This window comes from Sorangiineae bacterium MSr11367 (genome assembly GCA_037157805.1).
GTDB classification, from domain to species: Bacteria; Myxococcota_A; Polyangia; order Polyangiales; family Polyangiaceae; genus Pendulispora; species Pendulispora rubella.
Genome location: CP089983.1, coordinates 4,161,491 through 4,184,401 on the forward strand (window position 1 = coordinate 4,161,491; position 22,911 = coordinate 4,184,401).

Genomic DNA, 22,911 nt, shown 5'->3' on the forward strand with positions numbered 1-22,911 from the left:
TGAACGCTGTTTCCTTATTTCAGCGCCCCACGCCACCCACCACCCCTCCGTGGCTGCTCGACACGTTGTACAGCGTGAGCCCGCGCACATTCTCGTTCACCTGCAAGGGGTGAAAGATCGAGGGTAGTGCGCGCTGTTCGCAGTCTTGCCGATCGCACAACCGGCAGGTCACCCCGACGGGCGTGGCCATGTCCAAATGGTCGAGATCCACACCATCGGAATAGACGAGCTCTTTCGCATATTGCGCCTGGCAGCCCAGCCCGATGGCCTGCACGGGATGCTGCGCATGGTAGCCGCCGCTATCTTTGTGAATCGTGCGAGCGAGGCAAAAATAAGCCACGCCGTCGGTCATGCGCGAAAGTTGAATACGGATCATACCCGGCGTTAAGAACGCCGCGAAGATGTTCCATCGGGGGCATACGCCGCTGAATCTGGCAAAGCGAATCCCCGACGCGCTGAAGCGCTTCGAGATATTTCCCGCGACATCGATGCGAATCATGTGGAAGGGCACGCCTTCCGCACCAGGCCGCCGCATGGTCGTGAGGCGATGCGACACTTGCTCGAAGCCAACTCGAAAGCGGCGTCCAATCACGTCGATGTCGTAACGTTCCTCGCGGGCCGCCTCCAGAAACGGAACGTAAGGCATCAGTACGGCGCCCGCGAAGTAATTTGCCAGTGCCACCCGAGCCAGTGCGCGCGATTCATCTGTTGTCAGCCGCGGATCGGCGGCTATCGTATCCAGACGGTTCTTCTGCGTGAGGAGGCCAATTTGATGCGCGAGCTGGAACTGACGGCTACGGGTTGGAAGCAACTCGGACAAGGTCAGCACCTTGCGCGCCGAATCGTATCGGCGCAGCGTGCCGCGCTCCGCCTCGCCCCGCGCAATGCGCACCTGCACACCGAGCTGCTTCTCCAGGTAGCGCACCAATCCGCCGTACAGATCGTCGACGGCCCACTTTCCCTTCGCCCAGAGTTCTTCCGCTCCGGTTTCCAGTTCGGGGAAATGGTTCATGTGGAATTGGAGCAAATCGCTCACTTCCTCGGAGGGAATGTTCGAGCGCTCCACGCCCGCGGTGAGATCTTGCTCGCCCTCGTTGAGACGCGACGACAGCGAATCGGCCGACTCGCGCATGCTCTGGTACGCACGGTAAAGAGAAAGCACCGCGCGCCCCGCATTCGGGCTGGCCGTGGCCACCTCCCGCACCTCCGTCGACGTGAGGCCGCTTCCCTCGAACAGCGGATCGGAGAACACCTCGAGCAAGTCGGCGACGAGCCGCGCATCCTCGTCGGTGGCGAACGAGTGCAGGTCGACGTTGAAGAGCTGGGCGAGGCGAATGAGCAGCGCCGCAGGCAGAGGGCGCTTGTTGCTCTCGATGAGGTTCAGATAGCTGGCGGAGACGCCGAGCTTCTCGGCGAGTTGCACTTGGTTCAGGTTCTCGCGTCTTCGCAACGCTCGCACTTTTGCCCCAAGCCGCGGACCACCCGTTTCTCTCGCTTTTTCCATGCCTCACCTACACATCTGCACGCACAAACGCCACGGATGTGGTGCTGCAAATTGACAGATGTAACAAGTTTACAGCCTGTCATTGACTTCCTTCAACCGTAATTTCTTCGAAGAATGTTGATTTCTCGGTCGTTCAACATCATTTTCAACGCGTCGCGCAACGGAACTCACAACCATGGCACTTCAAATCGATCCTGTGACAGAAGAGCAGCAGTCCCCCAACGACGGCGGGTCCATCACGCTCGCTGAGATCCTGCGACCGGAGGCCCTGGCCTTCGTGGAGGAGTTGGTCAAACGCTTCGCCCCTCGCATCGAGGAACGCCTGGCCGCGCGCCGCGAGACGCAGGCGCGGTTCGACAAAGGCAAGCTGCCGGACTTTTTGATCGAGACGGCGGACGTGCGCGCAGGCAACTGGCGCGTGTCGCCGTTGCCGCCGGATTTGCTCGACCGCCGGGTCGAGATCACCGGCCCCGTCGACCGCAAGATGGTCATCAATGCCCTCAACTCGGGCGCGAACGTCTTCATGGCCGACTTCGAGGATGCCAACGCGCCGACTTGGAGCAACATCGTGCACGGTCAGAAGAACCTGTACGACGCCATTCGCCGCACCATCGCGTTCTCCGCCGCGGAGACAGGCAAGACGTATGCGCTGAAGGAGAAGACGGCGGTGCTGCTGGTGCGTCCGCGCGGCCTGCACCTTCCGGAACGTCACGTCCGTTTCGAGGGCAAGCCCATCCCGGGCGCGCTGCTCGACTTCGGGCTGTACTTCTTCCACAACGCCAAGGCCCTGCGCGAGCGCGGCACGGGCCCGTATTTCTACCTGCCGAAGCTCGAGAGCCACCTCGAGGCGCGCATCTGGAACGACGTGTTCGTGTTTGCGCAAACGGCGCTGGGCGTCCCGCAGGGCACCATCAAGGCGACGGTGCTCATCGAGACGCTGCCGGCGGCCTTCGAGATGGATGAGATTCTCTACGAGCTGCGCGAGCACTCGGCGGGCCTCAACTGCGGCCGCTGGGACTACATCTTCAGCTTCATCAAGAAGCGCCGCAACGACGCCAACGCCGTGCTGCCGGACCGCAGCCTGGTGACCATGGACAAGGGCTTCTTGCGCGCTTACGCGAAGCTGGTCATCAAGACGTGTCACCGCCGTGGTGTGCACGCGATGGGGGGCATGGCTGCCCAGATCCCCATCAAGGACAACCCGGCCGAAAACGATGCCGCGCTGGCCCGCGTGCGCGCGGACAAGCTGCGCGAGGTGAAGGACGGCCACGATGGCACCTGGGTCGCCCACCCGGGCCTCGTGCCCATTGCGCGCGAGGTGTTCGACGCCAACATGCCGGGGCCGAACCAGCTCAATGTCCTGCGCGAGGACGTGCAGGTCTCCCGTGAAGAGCTGCTCGAGGTGCCCGTGGGGCCTCGGACGGAGGCGGGCGCCCGGCACAACATCCGTGTGGGGATTCAGTACATCGAATCGTGGTTGCGGGGCTCCGGATGCGTCCCTCTCTACAATTTGATGGAAGATGCCGCGACCGCCGAGATTTCGCGCGCGCAAGTGTGGCAGTGGCTGCACCACCGCGCCCCGCTCGAGGACGGCACCGTCATCGACCGCGAGCGGTTCGCCCGCTTCGTCGAGGAAGAGATGGACCGCATTCGTCGCGAGGTCGGCGAGAAGCGGCACGCAAATGGCAAGTATGCCGAAGCGCGAGCGTTGTTCGAGAGTCTTTCGACTGCAGAGTCGTTCGAGGAGTTTCTGACGATTCCTGCTTACGCAAAGCTTTAGTCACCCGAGGTTTCACCCGAAGTTTTCACTGTCCGTTTTTTGGGGCTTTGCACCCCAAACCCCAAAAAGAGCTTTCGTTCGACGGTACCGCGTGCGGTTCATGCGCGGTACCGACGGGCGGAGTCCATCGAAAAACTCCCACCCCATGCGGGGCGGGATAGGAGAAATGACAATGTCTCTTGCCGCCGTTGCCGAGATTGCTGGACGCCAAGGTTATGTTTCCGAAGCTGCTGCCAAGCGGTTCGAAGGTATTCACCGCAATTATTCGGTAGCCGACGTCAACCGCCTTCGGGGTTCCATTCGAATCGAGCACACACTGGCCAGTCTTGGGGCGGAACGGCTGTGGAACATGCTCACGCACGACGATTACGTACACGCGCTGGGGGCGCTGTCCGGCAATCAAGCCGTGCAGATGGTGCGCGCTGGATTGAAAGCGATTTACGTGAGCGGCTGGCAAGTCGCCGCGGACGCCAACACGTCCGGCCAGATGTATCCCGATCAGAGCCTGTATCCCGTGGACAGCGTGCCCACGTTGGTGGAGCGCATCAACTCCGCACTCATGCGCGCCGACCAGATCGAGCACGCCGAGGGCAAAAAGGATCGGTATTGGTATGCTCCGCTCGTCGCCGATGCCGAGGCAGGCTTTGGCGGTCCGCTCAACGCCTTCGAGTTGATGAAGTCGATGATCAAGGCCGGAGCGGCCGGCGTTCACTTCGAGGACCAATTGGCGGCGGAGAAGAAGTGCGGCCACTTGGGCGGCAAGGTGCTCGTGCCCTCGGGGCAGTTCATTCGCACCTTGAACGCGGCGCGCCTCGCGGCCGACGTGATGGACGTGCCGACGGTGCTCATCGCCCGCACGGACGCGCATAGCGCCAAGCTTTTGACCAGCGACGTCGACGAGCGCGATGTTCCGTTCATCGATGGCAGCGGCCGCACGCGCGAGGGCTTCTTCCGTCTCAAGGGCGGCCTCGAGTGCGCCATTGCGCGCGCGCTCGCCTACGCGCCGTACGCGGACGTCATTTGGTGCGAGACGTCCACGCCGGACATGGGCGAGGCTCGCGAGTTCGCGGAGGCGGTGCACGAGAAGTTCCCGAACAAGCTTTTGGCCTACAACTGCTCGCCGTCGTTCAACTGGAAGAAGAACCTGAGCGACGCCGACATTGCCAAGTTCCAGCAGGAACTGGGCTCGATGGGTTACAAGTTCCAATTCGTGACCTTGGCCGGCTTCCACTCGCTGAACTTCTCGATGTTCGAATTGGCGCGCGGCTACCGCGATCGCGGCATGGCGGCGTACTCCGAGATGCAGCAGGCGGAATTCGCCGCCGAGAAGAATGGCTACTCCGCCACGCGCCACCAGCGCGAAGTCGGTACCGGGTATTTCGATCAGGTCACCGACGTGATCACCGGCGGCGAGTCTTCCACGTTGGCCCTGGAGGAATCGACCGAGGCGGCGCAGTTCTAGGCGGGCAGCTTTTTTGCACCGAGCACGGCCATGCGCCGAGCTCGGTGCAAAAAAAACACGGGTCGAGTTATCACTTCGAGAGGGTCCCGCGTCTGGAGGGGTGGATGCCGCGCTATCGCGACACCATCACGTCGGAGCCATCTCATGACCATGTCTCGATTGATGCTTTGCTTGTTGCCGCTGCTTGCTGCCGCGTGCGGATCCGTCTCGGACGATACCGACGACCCGTCGGTGCTCGCGACGCTTCACGGAACGATTCGCAACCCCGAGTCCATCGCACGGGGGCCCGGGGAACTCCGCGTGGCGGTCGTTTGGAGTGTCTTCCCGAAGCCGCAAGGTGGCGGTGGAGTCAACGCACCCGAGTTGCACGTGTCCCAGGACGTTGCCGTCAATCCGGCATTCCCGACGGGTTTTACCCTGGATTTGAGGGTTCCGCCCCCTCGTGAGGCGGTGCAGCCCATCGAAAAGACTCCCGGTTTGAAGATCGCTTATGGGACGCTCGTTGCTTACGAAGATGTCAATGGCAACGGACGGCTCGATCTCGTCGACCCGACCGCGGTGACGTTCGTCGATCGAATCGTGGCGCTCAATCAAGAAACCATCCTCGCGTTTCTCGAGGGCACGCTGCCGGATCCACCGCAGCGCGGAACGGACGGCAGCACCCCGCGATTGGGATTCAATTTCCTTTCCGTCGACCTCTGTCTCTTCGGGACGGGCGGCTCCGGGCCATGCACGGAGAGCAAGGTCCTTTGGAAGCCCATCGAGGCAGAGATCTCCCTGGCCTTGTCGAACGCCCCGCGGTTTTCACAGCTGATGTGCCAACAGGGGCCGGGCGGAAGCACCGGCCTTGACCGCACGGAAGAGCATCCCGCGGGAGAAATTCCGCGCAGTTCTCCGGCCGGCCCCCGAGAGAAGAGCTCCTGCAGCGACGGCGGACGCGTCTACCGCCGCCAATCGTGCATGAGTCGTTCAGCCGGTTTGTGCGGCGAAATCACCGAGTCCTGCGTGACGGATGTCTACCATCTCGAGCCCGGAGTCCCGGCGCCGAGCGGCTGGCCATGCACCGTTCCGTGACCCGTGAGAGGATGGAGTTCGCCCGGAGGGAGATTGAAGGTACGCGGACGCAAGGACGACGGAACGAACGAGGAGCTCGCCGAGCTGTATCGTCGCTACGGGTACTTGCTTCAGCGACGTAGCCGCACGCTTCTTCGAGATCCCGCCGCGGCCGAGGACGCACTACAAGATGCGTTCGTGAAAATCATTCACGCGCGATCCGAACTCACGACCGTGGAGAACCCCGTTGCATGGATGTACCGGGTCGTCGATCGATGCTGCTTCGACCAGCTGCGCCGGCGGAAGTTGCGCCGCACGGAACCGCTCGACGACCATGAAAACGAGCCTCATCTTCGGCCGGGTGTCGATGTCGAATCGCGCAATGCCGCCCTTCGGATTCTTCACGAGCTCAGTGAGCCCGAATTCGAAGTGGCGGTGTTGGCCTATGTCGATGGGATGAACCAAACCGAAATCGCGGCAACCCTGGGCGTGTCCCGGCCCACCATCTGGAAAAGGCTGACCCAGATTCGCGAACACGCGGCCGACCTTCTTGGAGAGGTGCCATGAGCCCAGCTGGAAACGAGCACCCCAGCGCCGTGCAACTCGAGGCGTACGCCGTAGGTCATGAGACGTCCGCAACCCGCGCGCACGTCGAAGGGTGTGCTTCGTGTGCCCGATACGTCGACGAAATTCGGCATAATGCGCAGGCGTTCGCGCAAGACGATGTCGCCGCGGCGAGGTTCGTGGGGGCCGTGCGCGCGAAGCAGGAAGCGGCGCGCGACGAGCGATCCCGACGATGGCGTGCGGGGGCGTGGAAGATGGGCGCGGCCGTTGCGTTTGCGGCGGGCACCTTCTTGTTCCTTCAATTTGGTCCTCTGAGCACACCGGGGCACGTCGTACCGTCGGAGGGGCCAGTACGGTTCAAGGGAGGTACGCAGGTCACGGTCATCGTGGAACATGCAGGCCTCCAATCGCGGCAGCCAGGGCCTCTGGAGCTCGAGCCGGGCGATCGCATTCGATTGGAGATCGCGCTGGATCACGATGAGCGCGTGGCCGCGGGGGTTCTTTCGAATGCCGGTGAATGGGCCGACCTTCAAGCGCCGACGGTTCTGAAGGCGGGGACCCATTACTCCGAGCAATCGATCCAGTTCGATCAAGAGGTGCCGACCGGGGTGATCCTCGTCGGCCCGGCCGAGGCCATCGAGCAAGCCCGTAAGAACCGCGATTTTCCCGATTCCGTCGTCTCGATTCGTCTGCGGGCCCATGCGCCGTAAGGGTCACTCGGCCCTCGCCCTGATCGCGGTGCTCGCCGGTTTGAGCGTCGCGAATGCTGCGCCGGTTCGCATTCTCATTGCGGCCGGCGCGAACCACGGTCTTTCGGACGACCGCCCGCTGTCGCATCCGCAAAGCGATGCGACCGCGGTGCGTGACGTCTTCACGTCCCTCGGCTGGGTGCGTGCCGATCATGCGATTCTTCTGCGCGACGCCACCAAGGGCGCGCTCGTTGCGGCGTTCGAGCGTGCTCGCGCGATTGCGGGCCAGCATGCCGCGAGCGAGGTGACGCTGGTCGTGTATTTCAGCGGTCACGGGGACCGAGCCTCCCTGCACGTGCACGGTGAGGGCTTGCCCGAGGCGGAGCTTTCCGCGCACATCGCGCAGGTGCCTGCGGCGCTGCGCATCGTCGTGATCGATGCGTGCCGCACGACGGAAGTGTTGCGCGCCAAAGGAATGAACGTGCAGCCGGGATTTACCGTGCAGCTTCCGGCGCAACCCGCCGCGACCGGATCGGTGTGGGTTCATGCTTCGGCCGATGGGGAAGCGGCGCAAGAGTCGGATGAAATCGGCGGGGCGCTCTTTACGCATTTCTGGTTGGCGGGGCTTCGAGGCGCGGCGGACACCAATGGCGATGGGCGGGTGACCTTCGAGGAGTCGTTCACCTACGCGTACCATCACACGCTTCTTCGCTCGGCGCGGTCGGGCGGCGTCCTTCAGCGGCCCGAGGTGACGCTGGCCTTGCGCGAAGCGGCGCCCCTCGTTCTGACGGAGACGGCCGGCGAACGCGCGCAGCTGGAATTCCCTCGCGAGGCCGACTCGCTCTACCTCGTGTACGCCGTGGGATCGCAGAGCGTCGTGGCGGAAGTCTCGGGGGCGGCCGATCGCGGTGTCCGCATCACCTTGCCGCGGGGGCGCTACATCGTCCAGAAACGCACGGGAGCGCACGGCACCGCGGCGGAGGTTTCGCTCTCCGCCTCGACGACGCGCGTGCTGACACCTTCCGACTTTCGCCATTTCCCCATGGAAACGCTCGCGCAAAAAGGAACGATGGTCGTTCGACCGTGGAGCGTTGCGCTGAGCAATACGGTATTTCGCGGCACGGCGGTCGACGTGGGCGACGAGCTCTCGGTGCGCATCGAGCGGCGTCAATCGGATTGGGCCTACGCGTTCGCCCCGTTTGGAGGTCTCGCCCTGCGCGCGACGGAATTCAACGATGTGCGCGAATGGTTCACCGGCGCGGAGCTCTCGCTCGATCGGCTGTTCGTTCTCGGTGGCGTGCTCGGCGCACCGACGCTCGTCCGTGTCGGTGCGGATGCCCGCGGGCAATGGATCTGGCAGTCCGTGCGCCGCAACGACAGCGATCGCCTTGCCTCGCTCGGATACGAGACCACGTCCCATCGAGCCGGCTCCGCGTTCGGCGGCGGCCTTCACGCGGCATGGCGGGTTTCTCCGACACCATCCTTCTACGCCGAGGCCGGCCTTCGCGCATTCGCTCTGGCCGCGAAAACCGATTCGGGGGTCGAAGGACGCGTGCTCGGCGGCCTGTGGCTATCGGCCGGCGCCCTGTTTTAGATGTTCCTCGAACGGCCCGATTAGGTCTCCTCTTTCGTGAAAGAGTCGTTGACACTGTTTCTTGCTAGGGCAAGACTCTTTTTCTTGAAAAATTCGACAAAACACGTTGGCCGGCGATGAGCAAGAAGACCGAGGCGGTAACCCGGCGTGTCGATCCCGAGGAGGCGGCGTTTCTCCGTGACTATCGGCCGGCGGACTTTCCGCGGCCGTCGGTGACGGTGGATGTGGCGGCGTTCAGCGTGCTCGATGCGGAGCTGCGCGTCTTGTTGGTCAAGCGGGGAGGGCACCCGTTCAAAGGGGCGTGGGCGCTGCCCGGTGGGTTCGTGCGCGTGGGCGATGGCCATCGCGATCAGGGGGAGGACCTCGATGCGGCGGCGACGCGCGAGTTGGAGGAGGAGACCGGACTGCGGGCCTCCGATGTGTACCTGGAGCAGCTGGGGGCGTTCGGCAAGGCGGCGCGCGATCCACGGATGCGCGTGATCACGGTCGCGTACTACGCGCTCATTCGGCCCGATTTGGTGCCGCTCGTGCGCGGCGGGGGCGATGCCGCGGCGGCGGATTGGCTCTCGGTGAATGCGCTGCGGCCGGCCGATATGGCGTTCGATCATCATGGCATCGTCACCCAGGCCGCGCGGCGCATGGCCGAGCGCGTCTCCTCGTCGAGCATCGCCTCGAGCCTCGTGACCAAGACGTTCACCATCCCCGAGCTTCGCCACGTGTACGCGATCCTGACAGGCAAGCCGCAGGATCCTGGCAACTTTCGCCGCAAGTTCGAGCGCATGGTGGAAGAAGGCATCATCGAGCAGGCACCGGGAAAGCGCATCACCGCGTCCAAGCCCGCGCTCGTGTATCGGTTCCTACCGGAGAAAACGGAGCATGAGTGCCGGCGGAGATAGCCTCACGCCTCGGGATGGCGTAGCTGCCCTTGCGTGGCACCAGTTGGCCCAGCTCGCGAGGCGATTTTGGCGAGAATGAGCAAGGATCGATTGGTGCATCGCGCATGGTCATGCGCGCCAAACATTCTGCGGCTTCGTTGAGAGCCCTTTTCCTATCGGTCGTTGGTCCGATTCCTCTTCTCGCGGCAGCTTCGTGCGGCTCGGATCCGGGAAAGGATCCGGAAAAGGAGCCGGTGATCGATCGCCCGATCATGACGGAGAATGCCTGCACGTCGGAGGAGCGCCGGCTGGAAGGCGTGAAGGCGGGCAATCCGGTCGACTACCTCGCGCTTCGCCTCGAGAAGGAGCCGGAGCCCGAAGTCATGATGTCCGAGGGGACGGCCTGCGCGAATGCCGCGAACCAGGCAATCTGTTTGCAGTCCCTTGCCAGCCTTCGTGAGACGACGGGGTTTCCCGAAAAGCTGTGCGGCCCGTGTTCGTCGAGCACGACGTACCTCGTGTACACGCGGCGTGACGAAGTTGGCTCCGTGACGTCGTTGGATGCCTTGGCAACATTTCTCCGTCCGGTGAGCGACGTGAAGACGGCGGCATTTCTCGTTCGCCAACATGGATACAACGTTGCGTGCTCGGCCCAGGCACGCAATGGGCGCGTGTCCGGCGATGGATTCGACATTCTCGGTGTCACGGGAGATGGCTGCGGGGCGGACAACGACATCAAGGAGCACGTCGTTCACGTGAGCAACTCGGCGCAGGTTACCGTGCTGCAAACGACCCTCATCAAGGCCGGCGATCCCAATTGCGCATCCGGTCGCAGGCCCGAAGGCTTCGCGCTCACCGGCCCATCCAGCGAGGCCACGCCATTGGGGCGCTTCTTCGCGGTCGCCGCGGAGCTCGAGGCCGCGTCGGTGCCGGCGTTCGTGCGCCTGGCCGAGGAGCTTGCGCATCATGGGGCGCCGGCGCAGCTCGTGGATGACGCCCGCAGCGCTGCCCGTGATGAAATTCGTCACACGGCCATGATGACGTCTCTGGCACGCCGATTCGGCGCGGAGCCGTCGACGCCCGACGTTCCGCAGCGGCCCGTGCGCGGCCTCTTCGAAATCGCGCTCGAAAATGCCGTCGAAGGCTGCGTGCATGAAACCTACGCGGCGTTGCAGGCGACGCACCAAGCGAGGCATGCCGACGATCGGCGCATCCGTAAGGTCATGGATCGCATCGCCAAAGACGAAACGCAACACAGTGCGCTCGCATGGAACGTCGCCGCATGGATTGAACCGTTGCTATCGGGCGAGGAGCGCGCACGCATCGACCGCGCGCGCTATGAAGTTGCTACTTCTTTGATTGAAACCGTTGCCGATCCGCACCCCGACATCGTACGCATCGCGGGCGCGCCGTCGGCGGCAGAGGCCTTGCGCCTTCTCGATGCCGTGACCGACGAGCTGTGGCCCGGATCCAATCGGGCGCAAATGGCATGAATTGGCACAGGCTTTGGGCAGCGTGAGCAGCAAAAAACCGCGATCATGGATTGGCGCAGGATATGCGATTAGCGCGGCCATGCGAACGACCCATTCCGTTGCTTCCTTAAGAAAACTGTTCTTCTCGGTGGTGAGCCCGATTCCGGTCCTTGCGATGGTCGCATGCAGTTCCGACAACGACGAGCCTGCCGGCATCGATCGCTCCGGCCTGTCGGAGACCGCATGCGTTTCGCGCGAGCGCCCACTGGAAAAGGTCAAGGCCGGCAATGCCGCCGACTACCTCGCGCTCCGCACCCAATTGTATCGCTCGGAGCCGGGCGGACCGGTGCCGTCGGGCGAACCCACCACGTATTCCTCCGTGGGAACGGCATGCTCCAGCGCCGCCAATCAAGCCAAATGTCTAAAGGACCTTGCGGACCTTCGGCCCGCTATCGTGCCCGGGAAACTCGGCCCAGGGATCCCTGGGCCAAGCCTTTCCTACCTCGTTTACACGAGACGTGACGAAGTCGGAGCGGTCGTGTCGAACGAAGAGTTCTCGGCGTTCCTCCGTCCCGTGGCCGACTTGGACACGGCAGCGTTTCTCGTTCATCGAAACGGATACGACCTTGCGTGCGAGGACACGCAACACAACGCCCGCGTGTCCGATGATGGCTTCGACGTCCTCGCGCGAAAGGGCGATGGATGCGGGAAGGGGCACGACATCACGGAGAATCTCCTCCACGTGGACAAGGATGGCAAAATTGCGGTGCGGGCTTCCGTGGTCGTGGAGCCCGCCGATCCACAATGCACGTATGGCCGAAAGCCCGAAGGCTTCGAGCCCGCCGGCGCAGTGGAGGAAGCAAGCCCGCTGGGGCGCTTCTTCGCAATCGCCGCGGAGCTGGAGGCCGCGTCGGTGCCGGCGTTCGTGCGCCTGGCCGAGGAGCTTGCGCATCACGGGGCGCCAGCGCAGCTCGTGGATGACGCCCGCAGCGCTGCCCGTGATGAAATTCGTCACACGGCCATGATGACGTCTCTGGCACGCCGATTCGGCGCGGAGCCGTCGACGCCCGACGTTCCGCAGCGGCCCGTGCGCGGCCTCTTCGAAATCGCGCTCGAAAATGCAGTCGAAGGCTGCGTGCATGAAACCTACGCGGCGTTGCAGGCGACGCACCAAGCGAGGCATGCCGAGGATCGGCGCATCCGCAAGGTCATGGAGCGCATTGCCGAGGACGAAACGCGGCATGGCGCGCTCGCGTGGAACGTGGCTTCCTGGATCGAGCCACGGTTGTCCGGCGAAGAACGCGCCCTCATTGACCGTGCGCGCCGCGGAGCCGCCGCTTCGCTGATGAACACTGCCGCAGAACCGCACCCCGACGTCGTGCATGTGGCCGGCGCGCCCTCCGCGGCGCAGGCCTCGCGCCTTCTGCACGCGGTCGCCGGCGAGCTCTGGGCGGCTTAGAAGTGCGACTGCACCGATAAATTGAAACTACGGTCCACCAGCGAGGAGCCCTCCGGGGCATATCTTGGCCAGATCACGTACTCCGTGAGGATCAGCACGTTGTCGTGGGGATGAAACGCCAGGGCGGGGGCGTGGATGACTTCTCGGACCTTCAGGTCATTGTAGAAGCCCGCGCTCCCATTGTAGCGAAGCGTGAAGCGCCAAATGTTGATATCGCCGCCCACGAGTACGTAATCGTTGCTCTTGGAGAATCGGCCCGGAACGAATGGCGTCGTCGGGGTGGCGGGAATGGCGCGATAGGGAAATTCCCAAACCGACTGCCCTTCTTGGTGCTGGTATTCGGCGCGCAACTCGAAAAGATCGTTCTTCAACGTGGCGTCGAAAGCCCCCCGCACCACGTCGTGGGTCCCGTCGGGGAGATCCGCCTGGAAGAATTGCGCCGAGAGCGCCGCCTCCAAGGTCATGCCGTGTCCGAGTTGGAAGAATGGCCCTGCGCGCCCGATGAAGTTGTTCATGCGGCGGCCGCCTGGAAGCGAAATCGTGTCGCGTGCGACCAGTGAATTGTTCGTCGTGCCGTCGCTAATGAAATACTGCAGCACGTAGTGGAACGAGATGTCGCGATCGGCGCGCGGCTCGTTGGATTCGAGGGAAACGCCGTATTCGGGCGCCGTTTTCATTCCATCGTAGAGCTGAATATTTCCGTAGAACGACTTGTCCCAAAAGAGCCCGAGCCGGCTGTACACCTTGCCGACTTTGAACGTCGCGGGCCCCAAATCCGCCGAAACGTAGGCTTCTTGCAGCCAAATGTTCGACGTGAAGAAGGCGCGGTGCTTCGTGTCGCGGAAACGCGGCTCGATGTGGATCTTGAATTGACCAAAGTCGGCGTTCAGCAAAAGACTCGCGTACAGCTCGACGATCTTGGGTCCCAGATCGATTGGCTGATACCAATAGAGAATGGTTCCGCCGCCGATCCGCAGCGTCTTGGTCCACGCCGGAATTTCGATGGGCGTCGGCCACGCGCTCGGTCCCGGCTCGCCCTGGGTGAGCGTCGTCGACGCCGTGCCCGTCGGGGCTGCGTGCGCTTCGGCGCCAAATGCACAAGGGAAGAGGAAGAGCGCGAAGAAAGTACCTATGCTTAAGGCCATGGAGGCGATCCGATGGACGATGTTCACGGCGCGACCATAGCGCACACGACGGTTGCGGTAACAAGAAACTTCGCTAAAGTGGACGCGTGTCTACTAAAAAGGAGGCGCGTCGGATCGGCGTGCGGAAACCCATGATCGAAGTCGACGGAGTGGAGAAGACCTACGGCCGGGCGACTGCGCTGGCGCCAACGTCCATTCGATTCGAGGCCGGAACGACGACGTCGATCATCGGGCCGAGCGGCTGCGGAAAGTCCACGTTGCTGCGCATCATCGCGGGCCTCATCCCGGCGGATCGCGGAAAGGTCATCTACGACGGCGAGGTGCTGAGCACCGACAACGTCAACGGACTGCGCCTTCGCACGGGCTTCGTGCTGCAAGATGGCGGGCTCTTTCCGCATCTGACGGCGCAACGCAACGTCACGTTGGTCGCGGAGGTGATCGGCCGCGGCACCGACGCCTCGCGGCGCGAGCGCGTGAAGGAGCTGGCCGCGTTGGTGCGTCTTCCCGAGGCGCGCCTGGTGAACCACCCGCGCGATCTCTCGGGCGGCGAGCGCCAGCGCGTCAGCATGATGCGCGCACTTTTCCTCGACCCGAGCTGGGTTCTCCTCGACGAGCCGCTGGGTGCGCTCGATCCCATCACGCGCCGTGGCCTGCAGACGGAGCTGCGCAGCATCTTCGCGCGCTTGAACAAGACCGTGATCCTCGTCACACACGACATGGGCGAGGCGGCCTACCTGGGGGACCGCGTTCTTTTGATGCGCGCCGGCCGGGTCGTGCAAGAAGGCACCGCCCGCGAGCTGGCCGAGCAGCCCGCGGAGCCGTTCGTGTCCGAGTTTCTGCGCGCCCAGCGCTCCCCGCTCGAGGAGGACGCCGCTTGATGCGCCGATCGCCCGTCGCGTTTTACGCATTTTACGCGGTGCTCGTCGCCGTACTCTCGCTCTTGACCACGCCTGCCCGCGCCGACGAGAAGACGATTCACGTCGGGTCCAAGCGGTTCACCGAGTCGTACGTGCTCGCCGAAATCGTGCGCAAGGTCGCCGAGGACGCCGGCGAGGTGCAGGCCGTGCACCACCAAGGGCTGGGCAACACCGGCATCGTGTTCGCGGCCCTCAAGAGCGGCAGTATCGATATCTATGCAGAATACACGGGAACGATCACGCGCGAGCTCCTCGGGCACAAGACCGACGTGGTGTCCGACGATCTCGCCTCGTTGAACCGCGAGTTGGCGCCGCTCGGCCTGCAGGCCGGCGTTCCGCTGGGGTTCAACGACACCTATGCGCTGGCCATGCGCTCCGAGGTGGCGAGCCAGCGCAACCTGCGCAGCATCAGCGAGGTGGCGCCGCACGCGGAGCTTCGGTTTGGCTTTTCGCAGGAGTTCCTCGAGCGGGCCGATGGGTGGCCCGCGTTGGTGTCGACCTACGGCATCAAGGCGCCGCGGCCGCGTGCCATCGAGCATGCCCTGGCCTACAAGGCCCTGGTGAACGGCGACATCGACGTCGTCGACGTGTACTCCACCGATCCGAAGATCGAGGAGGAGCATCTCACGGTGCTGCAAGACGACAAGCAGCTCTTTCCGCGGTACGACGCGGTGCTGCTTTACCGCAGTGACCTGCCGGAGCGCGCTCCGCGCACGTGGGCGGCGCTTCAGCGGCTGAAAGGCGCCGTCGACGAGAAGACGATGACGCGCATGAACGCGGACGCGGAGGTGCGCAAGCTCACCTTCGACGCGATTGCGCGCAATTTCCTGGCCGCTCCCGGCTCCAACGCCGAAAAAGCGACGTCGCGCCGCACGTTCTTCACCTTGCTCTTCGGGAGCGATTTCCTGAAGCTGACGCGCGAGCACCTCACCTTGGTGGCCATTGCGGTGCTTCTCGGCACGGTGGTCGGCGTGCCGCTCGGCGTGTGGGCCGCCTACCGGCGCCGCGCCACGCAGCCGATCCTGGGCGCTGTCGGCGTGCTGCAGACGATTCCTTCGTTGGCGCTCCTGGCGTTCTTGATCCCGCTGCTGCACCAGATCGGGTTCGTGCCGGCGTTGGTGGCGCTGTTCCTGTATTCGCTGCTGCCCATCGTGCGCAACACGTACACGGGGCTCTCGGACATCGCGCCGTCGTTGAAGGAGTCGGCGCTGGCGCTGGGCCTACCGCGTGGGGCCCGGTTGCGGCTCGTGGAGCTGCCGCTCGCATCGCGCGCGATCCTCGCCGGGGTGAAGACGTCGGCCGTGATCAGCGTGGGCACGGCGACCATCGCGGCGTTCATCGGTGCGGGCGGCTACGGAGAGCGCATCGCCTCGGGGCTCGCGCTGAGCGACAACGATTTGCTCCTCGCGGGCGCCGTTCCCGCGGCGGGCATGGCGCTGCTCTTCGAGGCCTTTTTCGGCCTGGTGGAGCGCTGGATCATTCCTCGGCCGCTTCGAGTTTCGGAGGAGGCGTGAGCGTGCGCTTCAACCTGAGGGCGAGCCATGGTGGCGCGGCGACGGTCGTTCCCATGATGACCAAGATGATGGCCATGTAGATGGACGGCTCGATGAGCGGCTGACCATCGATGCGGATGCGCGCGCCGGCGTCGGCGAAGATGAGGCCGACCTCGCCGCGGGGGAGCATGCCGATGCCGACCAAGAGCCGGTCTGCGCCGCGCGTGCGCATGCCGATGCCCGAGATGAGCTTTCCGGCCACGGCGGCGGCGCCGAGCAATGCGGCCAGGAGGAGCACGTGCAGCGTGGCGCCGCGCAGATCGACGGAGAGGCCCGTGCGCACGAAGAAGATGGGGGCGAGGGTGGCGGCGATGGGGCGAATCAGCTCCGCGATGTCGTGCTTCGTGTTCGATCCGAAGGGGCGCACGTGCATCTCGTCGAGCACCAGGCCCGCCGCGAAGGCGCCGACGATCGCGGCCAACCCCGAGAGGGCGCTGAGCCCCGCGAACGAGAGGCAAAGTGCGATGGCCAGCGCGCTGAGCACGCCCTCGGTCCGAAGGCGCGCACCGACGCGAAACACGCCGGGCGTGACGTAGCGCCCGACCACGAGTGCGCCGATCAAGAACGCCGCGGCCAGGCCGAGGAGCTTCAACGCGTGCAGCGGGCTGGGGACGGTGCCTTCCGCCGCAATGGCCGTCACCACCGACAAAACGATGAGGCCGAGCACGTCGTCGATGACGGCGGCTCCGAGAATGACCCGCGTTTCCGGCCGCCCGAGCGCGCCCAAATCGCGCAGCACCCGCGCGGTGATGCCCACGCTGGTGGCCGCCAAGGTGGCACCGATGAACAGGTGCAGCACGTGCGTCGCGTGCGGCGCGGCGAGCATGCTCGCGCCGTAGCCGAGCACCATGGGGGCGACCACGCCCACCACGGCGACGGCGCCGGAAGAGGGGATGACCTCGCGCATGTCGGCCACGGTCGACTCGAGGCCGACCTCGAACAAGAGCAGCACGACCCCGAGCTCCGCGAGGAAACTCACCGTCTCCGTGGTGGCCGCTTGCTCGAAGACGTGGATGCCGAGCATGTCCAAATTGCCGAGCACGATGCCGGCAAAGAGCTCTCCCAGCACCGGTGGCTGCCCGACCCAAACCGCCAGCTGCCCACCGAGTTTCGCCGCGACGAGCATCGCCGCCACGACGAACCAAATCATCGGGGAAACGCCGTGACCGCCCTCCGACGAGGACGCCAACGCCACGCCCGGCACGCCGAGCACCAGGATGACGGCGGCGAGCGCGATGAACCGAAACGCCGAGCGCACATTCGGCTTATAGCAGTACGGATCGGGCTAATCGTTGCGGAACGTATAAATCGTCGTGCTGCCTTCGTTGACGTTCACGTCGGCCGTTTTGGCTTCGCCGATATCGGACTCGCATCTCAAGCGATGCGATCCCGGCGTGAGGTCCACGGACAACGGTGTCGTGCCGCGAGGTGCATCGTCCACGAAGATGCTGCACGTCTGATTCATCGCGGTGATCTGCAGCTGCCCCACGGCCTTTTTCTCGGACTGCGGGTCCTTCGTGTCCTTGGCATCCTTCGCGTCCTTGCCATCCTTTGCATCTTTGCCGCGGGACGAACTTCGACGGGGGGCGCGTGTGGAGCTGCGCTCGGACGAGGGAAGGGAATCCACGTTGACCACCGGCGGGCTCATGCCGAACCGATCCACCGGCGGGAGTTGTGACGGCACGGGCGTGGTGCTCGCCTCATTGCGCGGGCTCGGGGTCACCACGCTGGCAACGTTGTCGTTCGCGGCGCTCGGTGGAACGGGCCCCGACGCGGCCTTTGGTCTCGGCGGATGCTTCCACGCGGCGTAGGCCAGCACGCACAGGAGCATCACGACCATCGCGCACAGGCCCACGACGTAGTTGCCCATGCGGCGGGCGGCACGTGTGGTGGCCCCACGCGGGCGCGGCGTCGGCGTCACGCCCGAACGCGGCGCGCCCTCCTCGCTCGCGGGAAGCAGGGGCGCCGCGATGCACGTCGGATCGCGCTCCAGAGGGGGGAGGATCTGCTCGAGCCGTGCCACCACCTCGTCGAAGTTCGCGATGCGCCGCTTGCGATCCACCACGAGACAGCCCCGCACCAACTCGCGCATGGGTTCCGCCAGGTGAGGGGCGCACGCGTCGATGCTGCGCGGCGTCTTCGTGGCCACCGTGAGGAGCAGCGCGTTGAAGTTGGGCGCCTCGAAACAGCGGTAGCCGCACAGCGCCTCGAACAAGATGGTGCCGAAGGCAAAGATGTCCGTGCGCCCGTCGATGCCGCGCATGCCCTGCGCCTGCTCCGGGCTCATGTACATCGGCGAGCCGAGGATCGTCCCCGTCAAGGTGAGCGACTCCACCGCGGCTTCGTCGTTCAGGAGGAACTTGCTGATCCCGAAATCGAGCAGCTTGGTGACGACGCCGTGGCGGTCCTGGTGGAGGAAGATGTTCGTCGGCTTGAGATCGCGGTGGATGACACCGTTCTGGTGCGCTGCCGACATGGCCCGCGCGACGTCGAGCATGATGGTGCAAAAGTCGTAGAGCCGCATGCGCGGTTCCTGCCGCATGATGACCGCCTCGAGCGACAGTCCCTGGAGCAGCTCCATCACGAGGAAGAACGAACCGTCCTCAGCCTGGCCGACGTCGATGATCTCGATGATGTTCGGGTGGTTGATGCGCGCGGAGGCCTTGGCCTCCATGAGCAGGCGCCGCCCGGCATCTTGGCCCATCGACGGGAGGAGGAACTTCATGGCGAACGCACGATCCGTGAACACGTTCGTCGCGGACCACACCGTCGCCATGCCCCCCATGCCGAGCATTTGGTTCAAGCGGTATTTTCCCGCCACCACGCGACCTGGTTGCATCGCGTGCTCGGCCCTTCCTCGTGCGCTGCGCTTCACGATCTTCTAGCTGGCAGTCAGCCCTCCGTCGATCACGAGCGTGTGCCCCGTGAGGAAGCTTGCCGCGTCGCTGGCCAGGTACAGGGCGCCGCCCGCAATCTCGTCCGGAACGCCCACGCGGGCCATCGGCGTGCGGCCGACGATGTTGGAGTTCAAATCCGGGTTGTCGACCAGGGCGCTGGCGAACTTCGTCTTCACGAAGCCGGGCGCGATGGCGTTGATGCGAACCTTGGACGGCGCCAGCTCGATGGCCAGCGTCTTCGTCATGCTGATGATCGCGGCCTTGGTCATGGCGTAAACGCCCTGGAGCGGCGTGCCCATGATGCCGGCGATGCTCGCGACGTTGATGATGCTGCCTGGCGCGCCGCGATCGATGAGGTGGCGTGCGACTTCCCGCGCGGTGAAGAAGTATCCTTTGACGTTGACCTCGAAGGTCTTGTCCCAGGCGCCGGCGTCGATGTTCAGAAATGGCCCGAAATACGGGTTGGTCGCCGCGTTGTTCACGAGGATGTCGACCTTGCCGAAGGTGGCCACTGCCTCTTTTACGAGGTTCTGGCAGTCTTCTTCCTTGCCCGTGTGGGCGGCGATGGCATGTGCGCTTTTGCCGATCGATTCAGCGACCGCGCGCACACCATCGATTTTGCGGGAGGCGACGACCACTTTCGCCCCGTGCTGCGCAAAGGTGCGTGCAATGGCTTCGCCGATGCCCCGGCTCGCGCCGGTTACGATGGCGACCTTTCCTTCGAGGCTGGTGGATACCGTCATGGCGACCAATTCTTAGCACCATTTCGAGACCACTTGTCCGGATGACGCGCCAGATCGACCTGCCAGGTCGTTCAGACACGGGGAGAAAACAACGTTCCCACCAGCGGACCTGTCCCGCTTACGTCCTGCCTAGGCCCCCGGCCCGCGTGGGGGCGGGTCTCGTCTACGCGACGTACGCGCCAAGTGAGCGGAATCGCTTGTAGCGATCGTCGGCTAGCTCCTCGGGCGTCATGGCCAGAAGCTCGCGCAAGCTCGCCTGTAGAACTACATCGATGTTGCGGGCAGCGGCCAAGGGATCCTGGTGCGCGGCACCGGGCGGCTCCTCGATGATGGAGTCGACGATTTTGAACTGCAGAAGATCAGGCGCCGTCATGCGCATGGCAGCCGCCGCGATATTGCTTTTGGCGCCATCCTTCCAGAGGATGCTCGCGCACCCCTCGGGTGAGATGACGCTGTACGTCCCGTACTCCAGGACATGCACGCGGTTGGCGACGCCCAAGGCCAGCGCACCGCCGCTGCCTCCCTCGCCGATGATGGTCGCGATGATCGGCACCTGCGCCTTCGACATGGCGAAGAGGCATGCGCCAATCGCTTCGCTCTGGCCGCGTTCTTCGGCGCCGATGCCCGGGTAGGCGCCCGGCGTGTCGATGAAGGTGAAAATGGGGAGCCCGAAGCGATCGGCCAGCTCGTAGAGGCGGCACGCTTTGCGGTTTCCTTCGGGGTGGGCCTGGCCGAAGTTTCGCGCCACCTTTTCTTTGGTGGTGCGGCCCTTTTGGTGGCCGATGACCACGACGCTGCGCCCTCGGTAGCGCGCGAGGCCCCCGACGATGGCGGCATCGTCACCATAGCGACGGTCGCCGTGGAGCTCTTGGAAATCCTCGAACAGCTGGCCGACGTAGTCGAGCGTGTAGGGGCGATTCGGGTGGCGCGAAAGCTGGACCTTCTGCCATGGCGTCAGGGTGGCGAAGACCTCTCGCGCCAGGCGGCCGGTCTTTTCCTCGAGCCGGCGCAGCTCGTGCTCGAATTTGGGATCGCTCTCGGCCAGCAACCGCAACTCACGCACGCGCGAGACGAGGTCGACAATCGGTTTCTCGAAGGGAAGTACGAACGCAGCCACGGCGATGTTTTTAGCCTACGCGCGCGGCGGCGGACGGTTTTTCGCGCTTGATGTTGAAGATACGCAGCGCTTTTTCTTTCCCTTTGAGTTGGGCGGGGGCGAGCTCCTCGAACTCGAACCGGTTGTTCAACCGCACCAAAGTGCTCTCGCTGACGAGGATTTGGCCGGCGGTGGCGATGCCACAGATCCGCGCACTGGTGTTCGCAGTGTCGCCGATGACCGTGTAGCTCAGTGCTTTGGAGCTGCCGACGTAGCCGGCCACGACCGAGCCGGTGTGGATGCCGATGCCGATGGCCAGCGGCGACTGATCGGCCTCGAGCAAGCGGCGATTGAACTCGGCCAGGGCCTCCATCTGATCGAGCGCGCTCTGCACGGCCCGGATGGGGTCGTCCGGGTGGGCGGCGGGCGCCCCCCAGAGGGCCATGATGCCGTCGCCCATGAATTTGTCGAGCGTGCCCTCGTACTTGAAGATGGTGGCCACCATCTCTTCGAAGTACTCGTTCAAGAGCTCGACCATCACCTCGGCGGTGGTGCCCTCGCTCATGCGGGTGAAGCCGCGGATGTCGCTATTGAAGACGGTGCACTCGGCCACGAGCTGGCCGCCCTTCTTCACCTCGAGTTTGCCGCTGATGACTTGCTCGGCCACGTTGGGCGAGAGCAGGCGCGAGAAGCGCTCGCGCGTGACGATCTCCTGCTCGATCTTCTTCGCGAGCAGCGTGTTCTCGATGAACATCGCCGCCTGGTTGCCCACCGCGGTGATGATCTCCAGGTCCTTCTGCTGGAACTGGGCGAGCGATTCGCTGTCCAACCAGAGCGCGCCGAGCACCTCTTTTTCGTGCAAGAGGGGCACGACGATGGCGCTGGAGATGCGGTTCAGGATCATCGACTTGCCCTTGGAGGCCGCGAAATCCATGCTCGCATCGTGGGTGATGACGCTCTTTTGCTCGTTGATGACGTGGTTCAGGATCGTCGATGAGACCTGAATGGGCGCGTCGGTTCCGTCCCGGCGGCGTGCGGCGCGAGGATGCAACGAGCCGTCGGCCTCTTTGAGGAGGATGACGCCGCGATCGGCGTTCACGAACTTGAAGAGGGCGGTGAGGATCTTCTCGAGCAGCTTGTCGAGGTCGCGCTCGAGGCCGATGTCGCGCGAGAGCTCCCAGGTGATGCGCAGTCGCTCGTAATCGAGCCGCAGCTGCTGCGGGTCGTGCGCGATCTGCTCGTACGGCGCGAAGCCCTTGGTGGTGGCCGCGATCTGCGCGCCGATGGCACGCGCCGAATCGAGCACGTCGACCCGGGTGCCGCCGAAACTCGGTGGACGGTGGGCCGGAGGGAAGGGCCGGACGCCAGGACCGGTGGCGGCGTTGTTGATGCGCGGCCCTCCGATGTGCCCCGTCCCGGTGGGGATGTGCGGGGCGTTGGCGTGCGGGAGCCCGTGCGGAAGGTTCCCCATCGGGGTGGTGCCGCCCGAAATGCCGTACGCACCGCTCGGTGCTGTCGGAGGGACATAGCCGGCGGACGGTGTCATGCCCGAAGGGGGATGGCCCGTGAAGGCTTGCGGGCGCGGGGTGCCGGGATACTCGGGGGGCGGGCCAAATCCCGGTTGCGGCAGCGACGAGGCCGGCGCGGTCGCATGGCCCGGGGCGCCATACGGCGACCGCGGTGAGTGCGGCGAATGCGGCAGCTGCTGGGCGGCCCAAGGCGGCTGGACGGCTTGGCTGGCACCGGCCGGCTGCTGAATGGCACCGGGGCTGATGGCCGGCGGCGCGAAGTTCGCGAGGCCCGAGCCATCGTCGAAGCGGGCGCGCGTAGAGCCCAACGCGAGCTCGTCACCGTGCTTGAGGAACTGCTCGCCGCGGACGCGCTCGTTGTTGATGTAGGTGCCGTTTAGGCTGCCGAGATCGCGCAGGATGAACTGCCCATCGCGCAACTCGATGATGCAATGCTCCTTGGAAACGATCTTGTCGAGGAGCTGAATCGAGTTGTTGGGGTGGCGGCCGAGGCTGTTGATCGGGCGAAGCTCAATGGCCTGCTGCCCTTCGGCCGTCGCCAAAATGAGGCGTGGCATAGGCTTTTCAAAGGCGAATGTA

At 64.6% G+C, this 22,911-nt stretch carries 18 protein-coding genes; 11 read left to right on the forward strand and 7 right to left on the reverse strand.

What is annotated here, in order from left to right:
- Positions 1-19: 19 nt before the first annotated feature.
- Positions 20-1,504 carry a short-chain fatty acyl-CoA regulator family protein gene (locus LVJ94_16815; GenBank protein ID WXB08887.1) on the reverse strand — a complete coding sequence of 495 codons (1,485 nt, stop codon included), beginning with the start codon at positions 1,502-1,504 and terminating at the stop codon, positions 20-22.
- Positions 1,505-1,700: 196 nt separating this feature from the next.
- Here LVJ94_16815 and aceB point away from each other — a divergent pair, with 196 nt between their 5' ends.
- The 9 genes from aceB (at position 1,701) to LVJ94_16860 (ending at position 12,452) form a co-directional block, all read left to right on the forward strand.
- On the forward strand, positions 1,701-3,284 hold the full coding sequence (aceB, locus tag LVJ94_16820; protein ID WXB10726.1) for a malate synthase A: 1,584 nt from the start codon (positions 1,701-1,703) through the stop codon (positions 3,282-3,284).
- Positions 3,285-3,450: 166 nt separating this feature from the next.
- Complete coding sequence (gene aceA / locus LVJ94_16825; protein ID WXB08888.1) at positions 3,451-4,746, forward strand: isocitrate lyase; 1,296 nt, start codon at positions 3,451-3,453, stop codon at positions 4,744-4,746.
- A gap of 144 nt (positions 4,747-4,890) precedes the next feature.
- Entirely contained in the window at positions 4,891-5,820 is a 930-nt protein-coding gene (locus LVJ94_16830) for a hypothetical protein (protein WXB08889.1), read from the forward strand.
- A 33-nt stretch (positions 5,821-5,853) separates the two neighbouring features.
- A complete protein-coding gene (locus LVJ94_16835) occupies positions 5,854-6,366 on the forward strand; it encodes an RNA polymerase sigma factor (protein WXB08890.1) in 513 nt (170 codons plus the stop codon).
- The gene (locus LVJ94_16840; GenBank protein ID WXB08891.1) at positions 6,363-7,073 is read left to right on the forward strand and encodes a hypothetical protein; all 711 of its coding nucleotides are present in this window, start codon (positions 6,363-6,365) and stop codon (positions 7,071-7,073) included. The genes LVJ94_16835 and LVJ94_16840 overlap by 4 nt, the downstream gene beginning before the upstream one ends.
- The gene (locus LVJ94_16845; protein WXB08892.1) at positions 7,063-8,646 is read left to right on the forward strand and encodes a caspase family protein; all 1,584 of its coding nucleotides are present in this window, start codon (positions 7,063-7,065) and stop codon (positions 8,644-8,646) included. Before LVJ94_16840 ends, LVJ94_16845 begins: the two co-directional genes overlap by 11 nt.
- A 116-nt stretch (positions 8,647-8,762) precedes the next feature.
- Positions 8,763-9,542 carry an NUDIX hydrolase gene (locus LVJ94_16850; protein WXB08893.1) on the forward strand — a complete coding sequence of 260 codons (780 nt, stop codon included), beginning with the start codon at positions 8,763-8,765 and terminating at the stop codon, positions 9,540-9,542.
- Positions 9,543-9,775: 233 nt separating this feature from the next.
- Positions 9,776-11,014, forward strand: coding sequence for a ferritin-like domain-containing protein (locus LVJ94_16855; protein WXB08894.1), 1,239 nt, complete (start codon positions 9,776-9,778; stop codon positions 11,012-11,014).
- Between the two features lie 79 nt (positions 11,015-11,093).
- Positions 11,094-12,452: a ferritin-like domain-containing protein gene (locus LVJ94_16860; protein WXB08895.1), complete on the forward strand. Its 1,359-nt coding sequence runs from the start codon at positions 11,094-11,096 to the stop codon at positions 12,450-12,452.
- Here the strand turns inward: LVJ94_16860 and LVJ94_16865 are convergent.
- On the reverse strand, positions 12,449-13,597 hold the full coding sequence (locus LVJ94_16865) for a hypothetical protein (protein ID WXB08896.1): 1,149 nt from the start codon (positions 13,595-13,597) through the stop codon (positions 12,449-12,451). The two genes, LVJ94_16860 and LVJ94_16865, sit on opposite strands and share 4 nt — an antisense overlap.
- A gap of 131 nt (positions 13,598-13,728) precedes the next feature.
- Between LVJ94_16865 and LVJ94_16870 the strand changes: the two genes are divergently transcribed.
- Positions 13,729-14,475 (forward strand): ATP-binding cassette domain-containing protein, encoded by a 747-nt coding sequence (locus tag LVJ94_16870; GenBank protein ID WXB08897.1) that lies wholly within the window; start codon positions 13,729-13,731, stop codon positions 14,473-14,475.
- Positions 14,475-16,028, forward strand: a complete 1,554-nt coding sequence (locus tag LVJ94_16875) for an ABC transporter permease subunit (protein WXB10727.1) — start codon at positions 14,475-14,477, stop codon at positions 16,026-16,028. The genes LVJ94_16870 and LVJ94_16875 overlap by 1 nt, the downstream gene beginning before the upstream one ends.
- On the opposite strand, the gene LVJ94_16880 is transcribed toward LVJ94_16875, so the two are convergent.
- The 5 genes from LVJ94_16880 to LVJ94_16900 form a co-directional block, all read right to left on the reverse strand.
- A complete protein-coding gene (locus LVJ94_16880) occupies positions 15,991-17,325 on the reverse strand; it encodes a cation:proton antiporter (protein ID WXB08898.1) in 1,335 nt (444 codons plus the stop codon). The two genes, LVJ94_16875 and LVJ94_16880, sit on opposite strands and share 38 nt — an antisense overlap.
- A gap of 27 nt (positions 17,326-17,352) precedes the next feature.
- The gene (locus LVJ94_16885; GenBank protein ID WXB08899.1) at positions 17,353-18,906 is read right to left on the reverse strand and encodes a protein kinase; all 1,554 of its coding nucleotides are present in this window, start codon (positions 18,904-18,906) and stop codon (positions 17,353-17,355) included.
- Positions 18,907-18,948: 42 nt separating this feature from the next.
- On the reverse strand, positions 18,949-19,707 hold the full coding sequence (locus LVJ94_16890) for a glucose 1-dehydrogenase (protein WXB08900.1): 759 nt from the start codon (positions 19,705-19,707) through the stop codon (positions 18,949-18,951).
- Between the two features lie 163 nt (positions 19,708-19,870).
- Positions 19,871-20,824 (reverse strand): acetyl-CoA carboxylase carboxyltransferase subunit alpha, encoded by a 954-nt coding sequence (locus LVJ94_16895; protein WXB08901.1) that lies wholly within the window; start codon positions 20,822-20,824, stop codon positions 19,871-19,873.
- A 10-nt stretch (positions 20,825-20,834) separates the two neighbouring features.
- Positions 20,835-22,889 carry an FHA domain-containing protein gene (locus LVJ94_16900; GenBank protein ID WXB08902.1) on the reverse strand — a complete coding sequence of 685 codons (2,055 nt, stop codon included), beginning with the start codon at positions 22,887-22,889 and terminating at the stop codon, positions 20,835-20,837.
- Between the last annotated feature and the right edge of the window lie 22 nt (positions 22,890-22,911).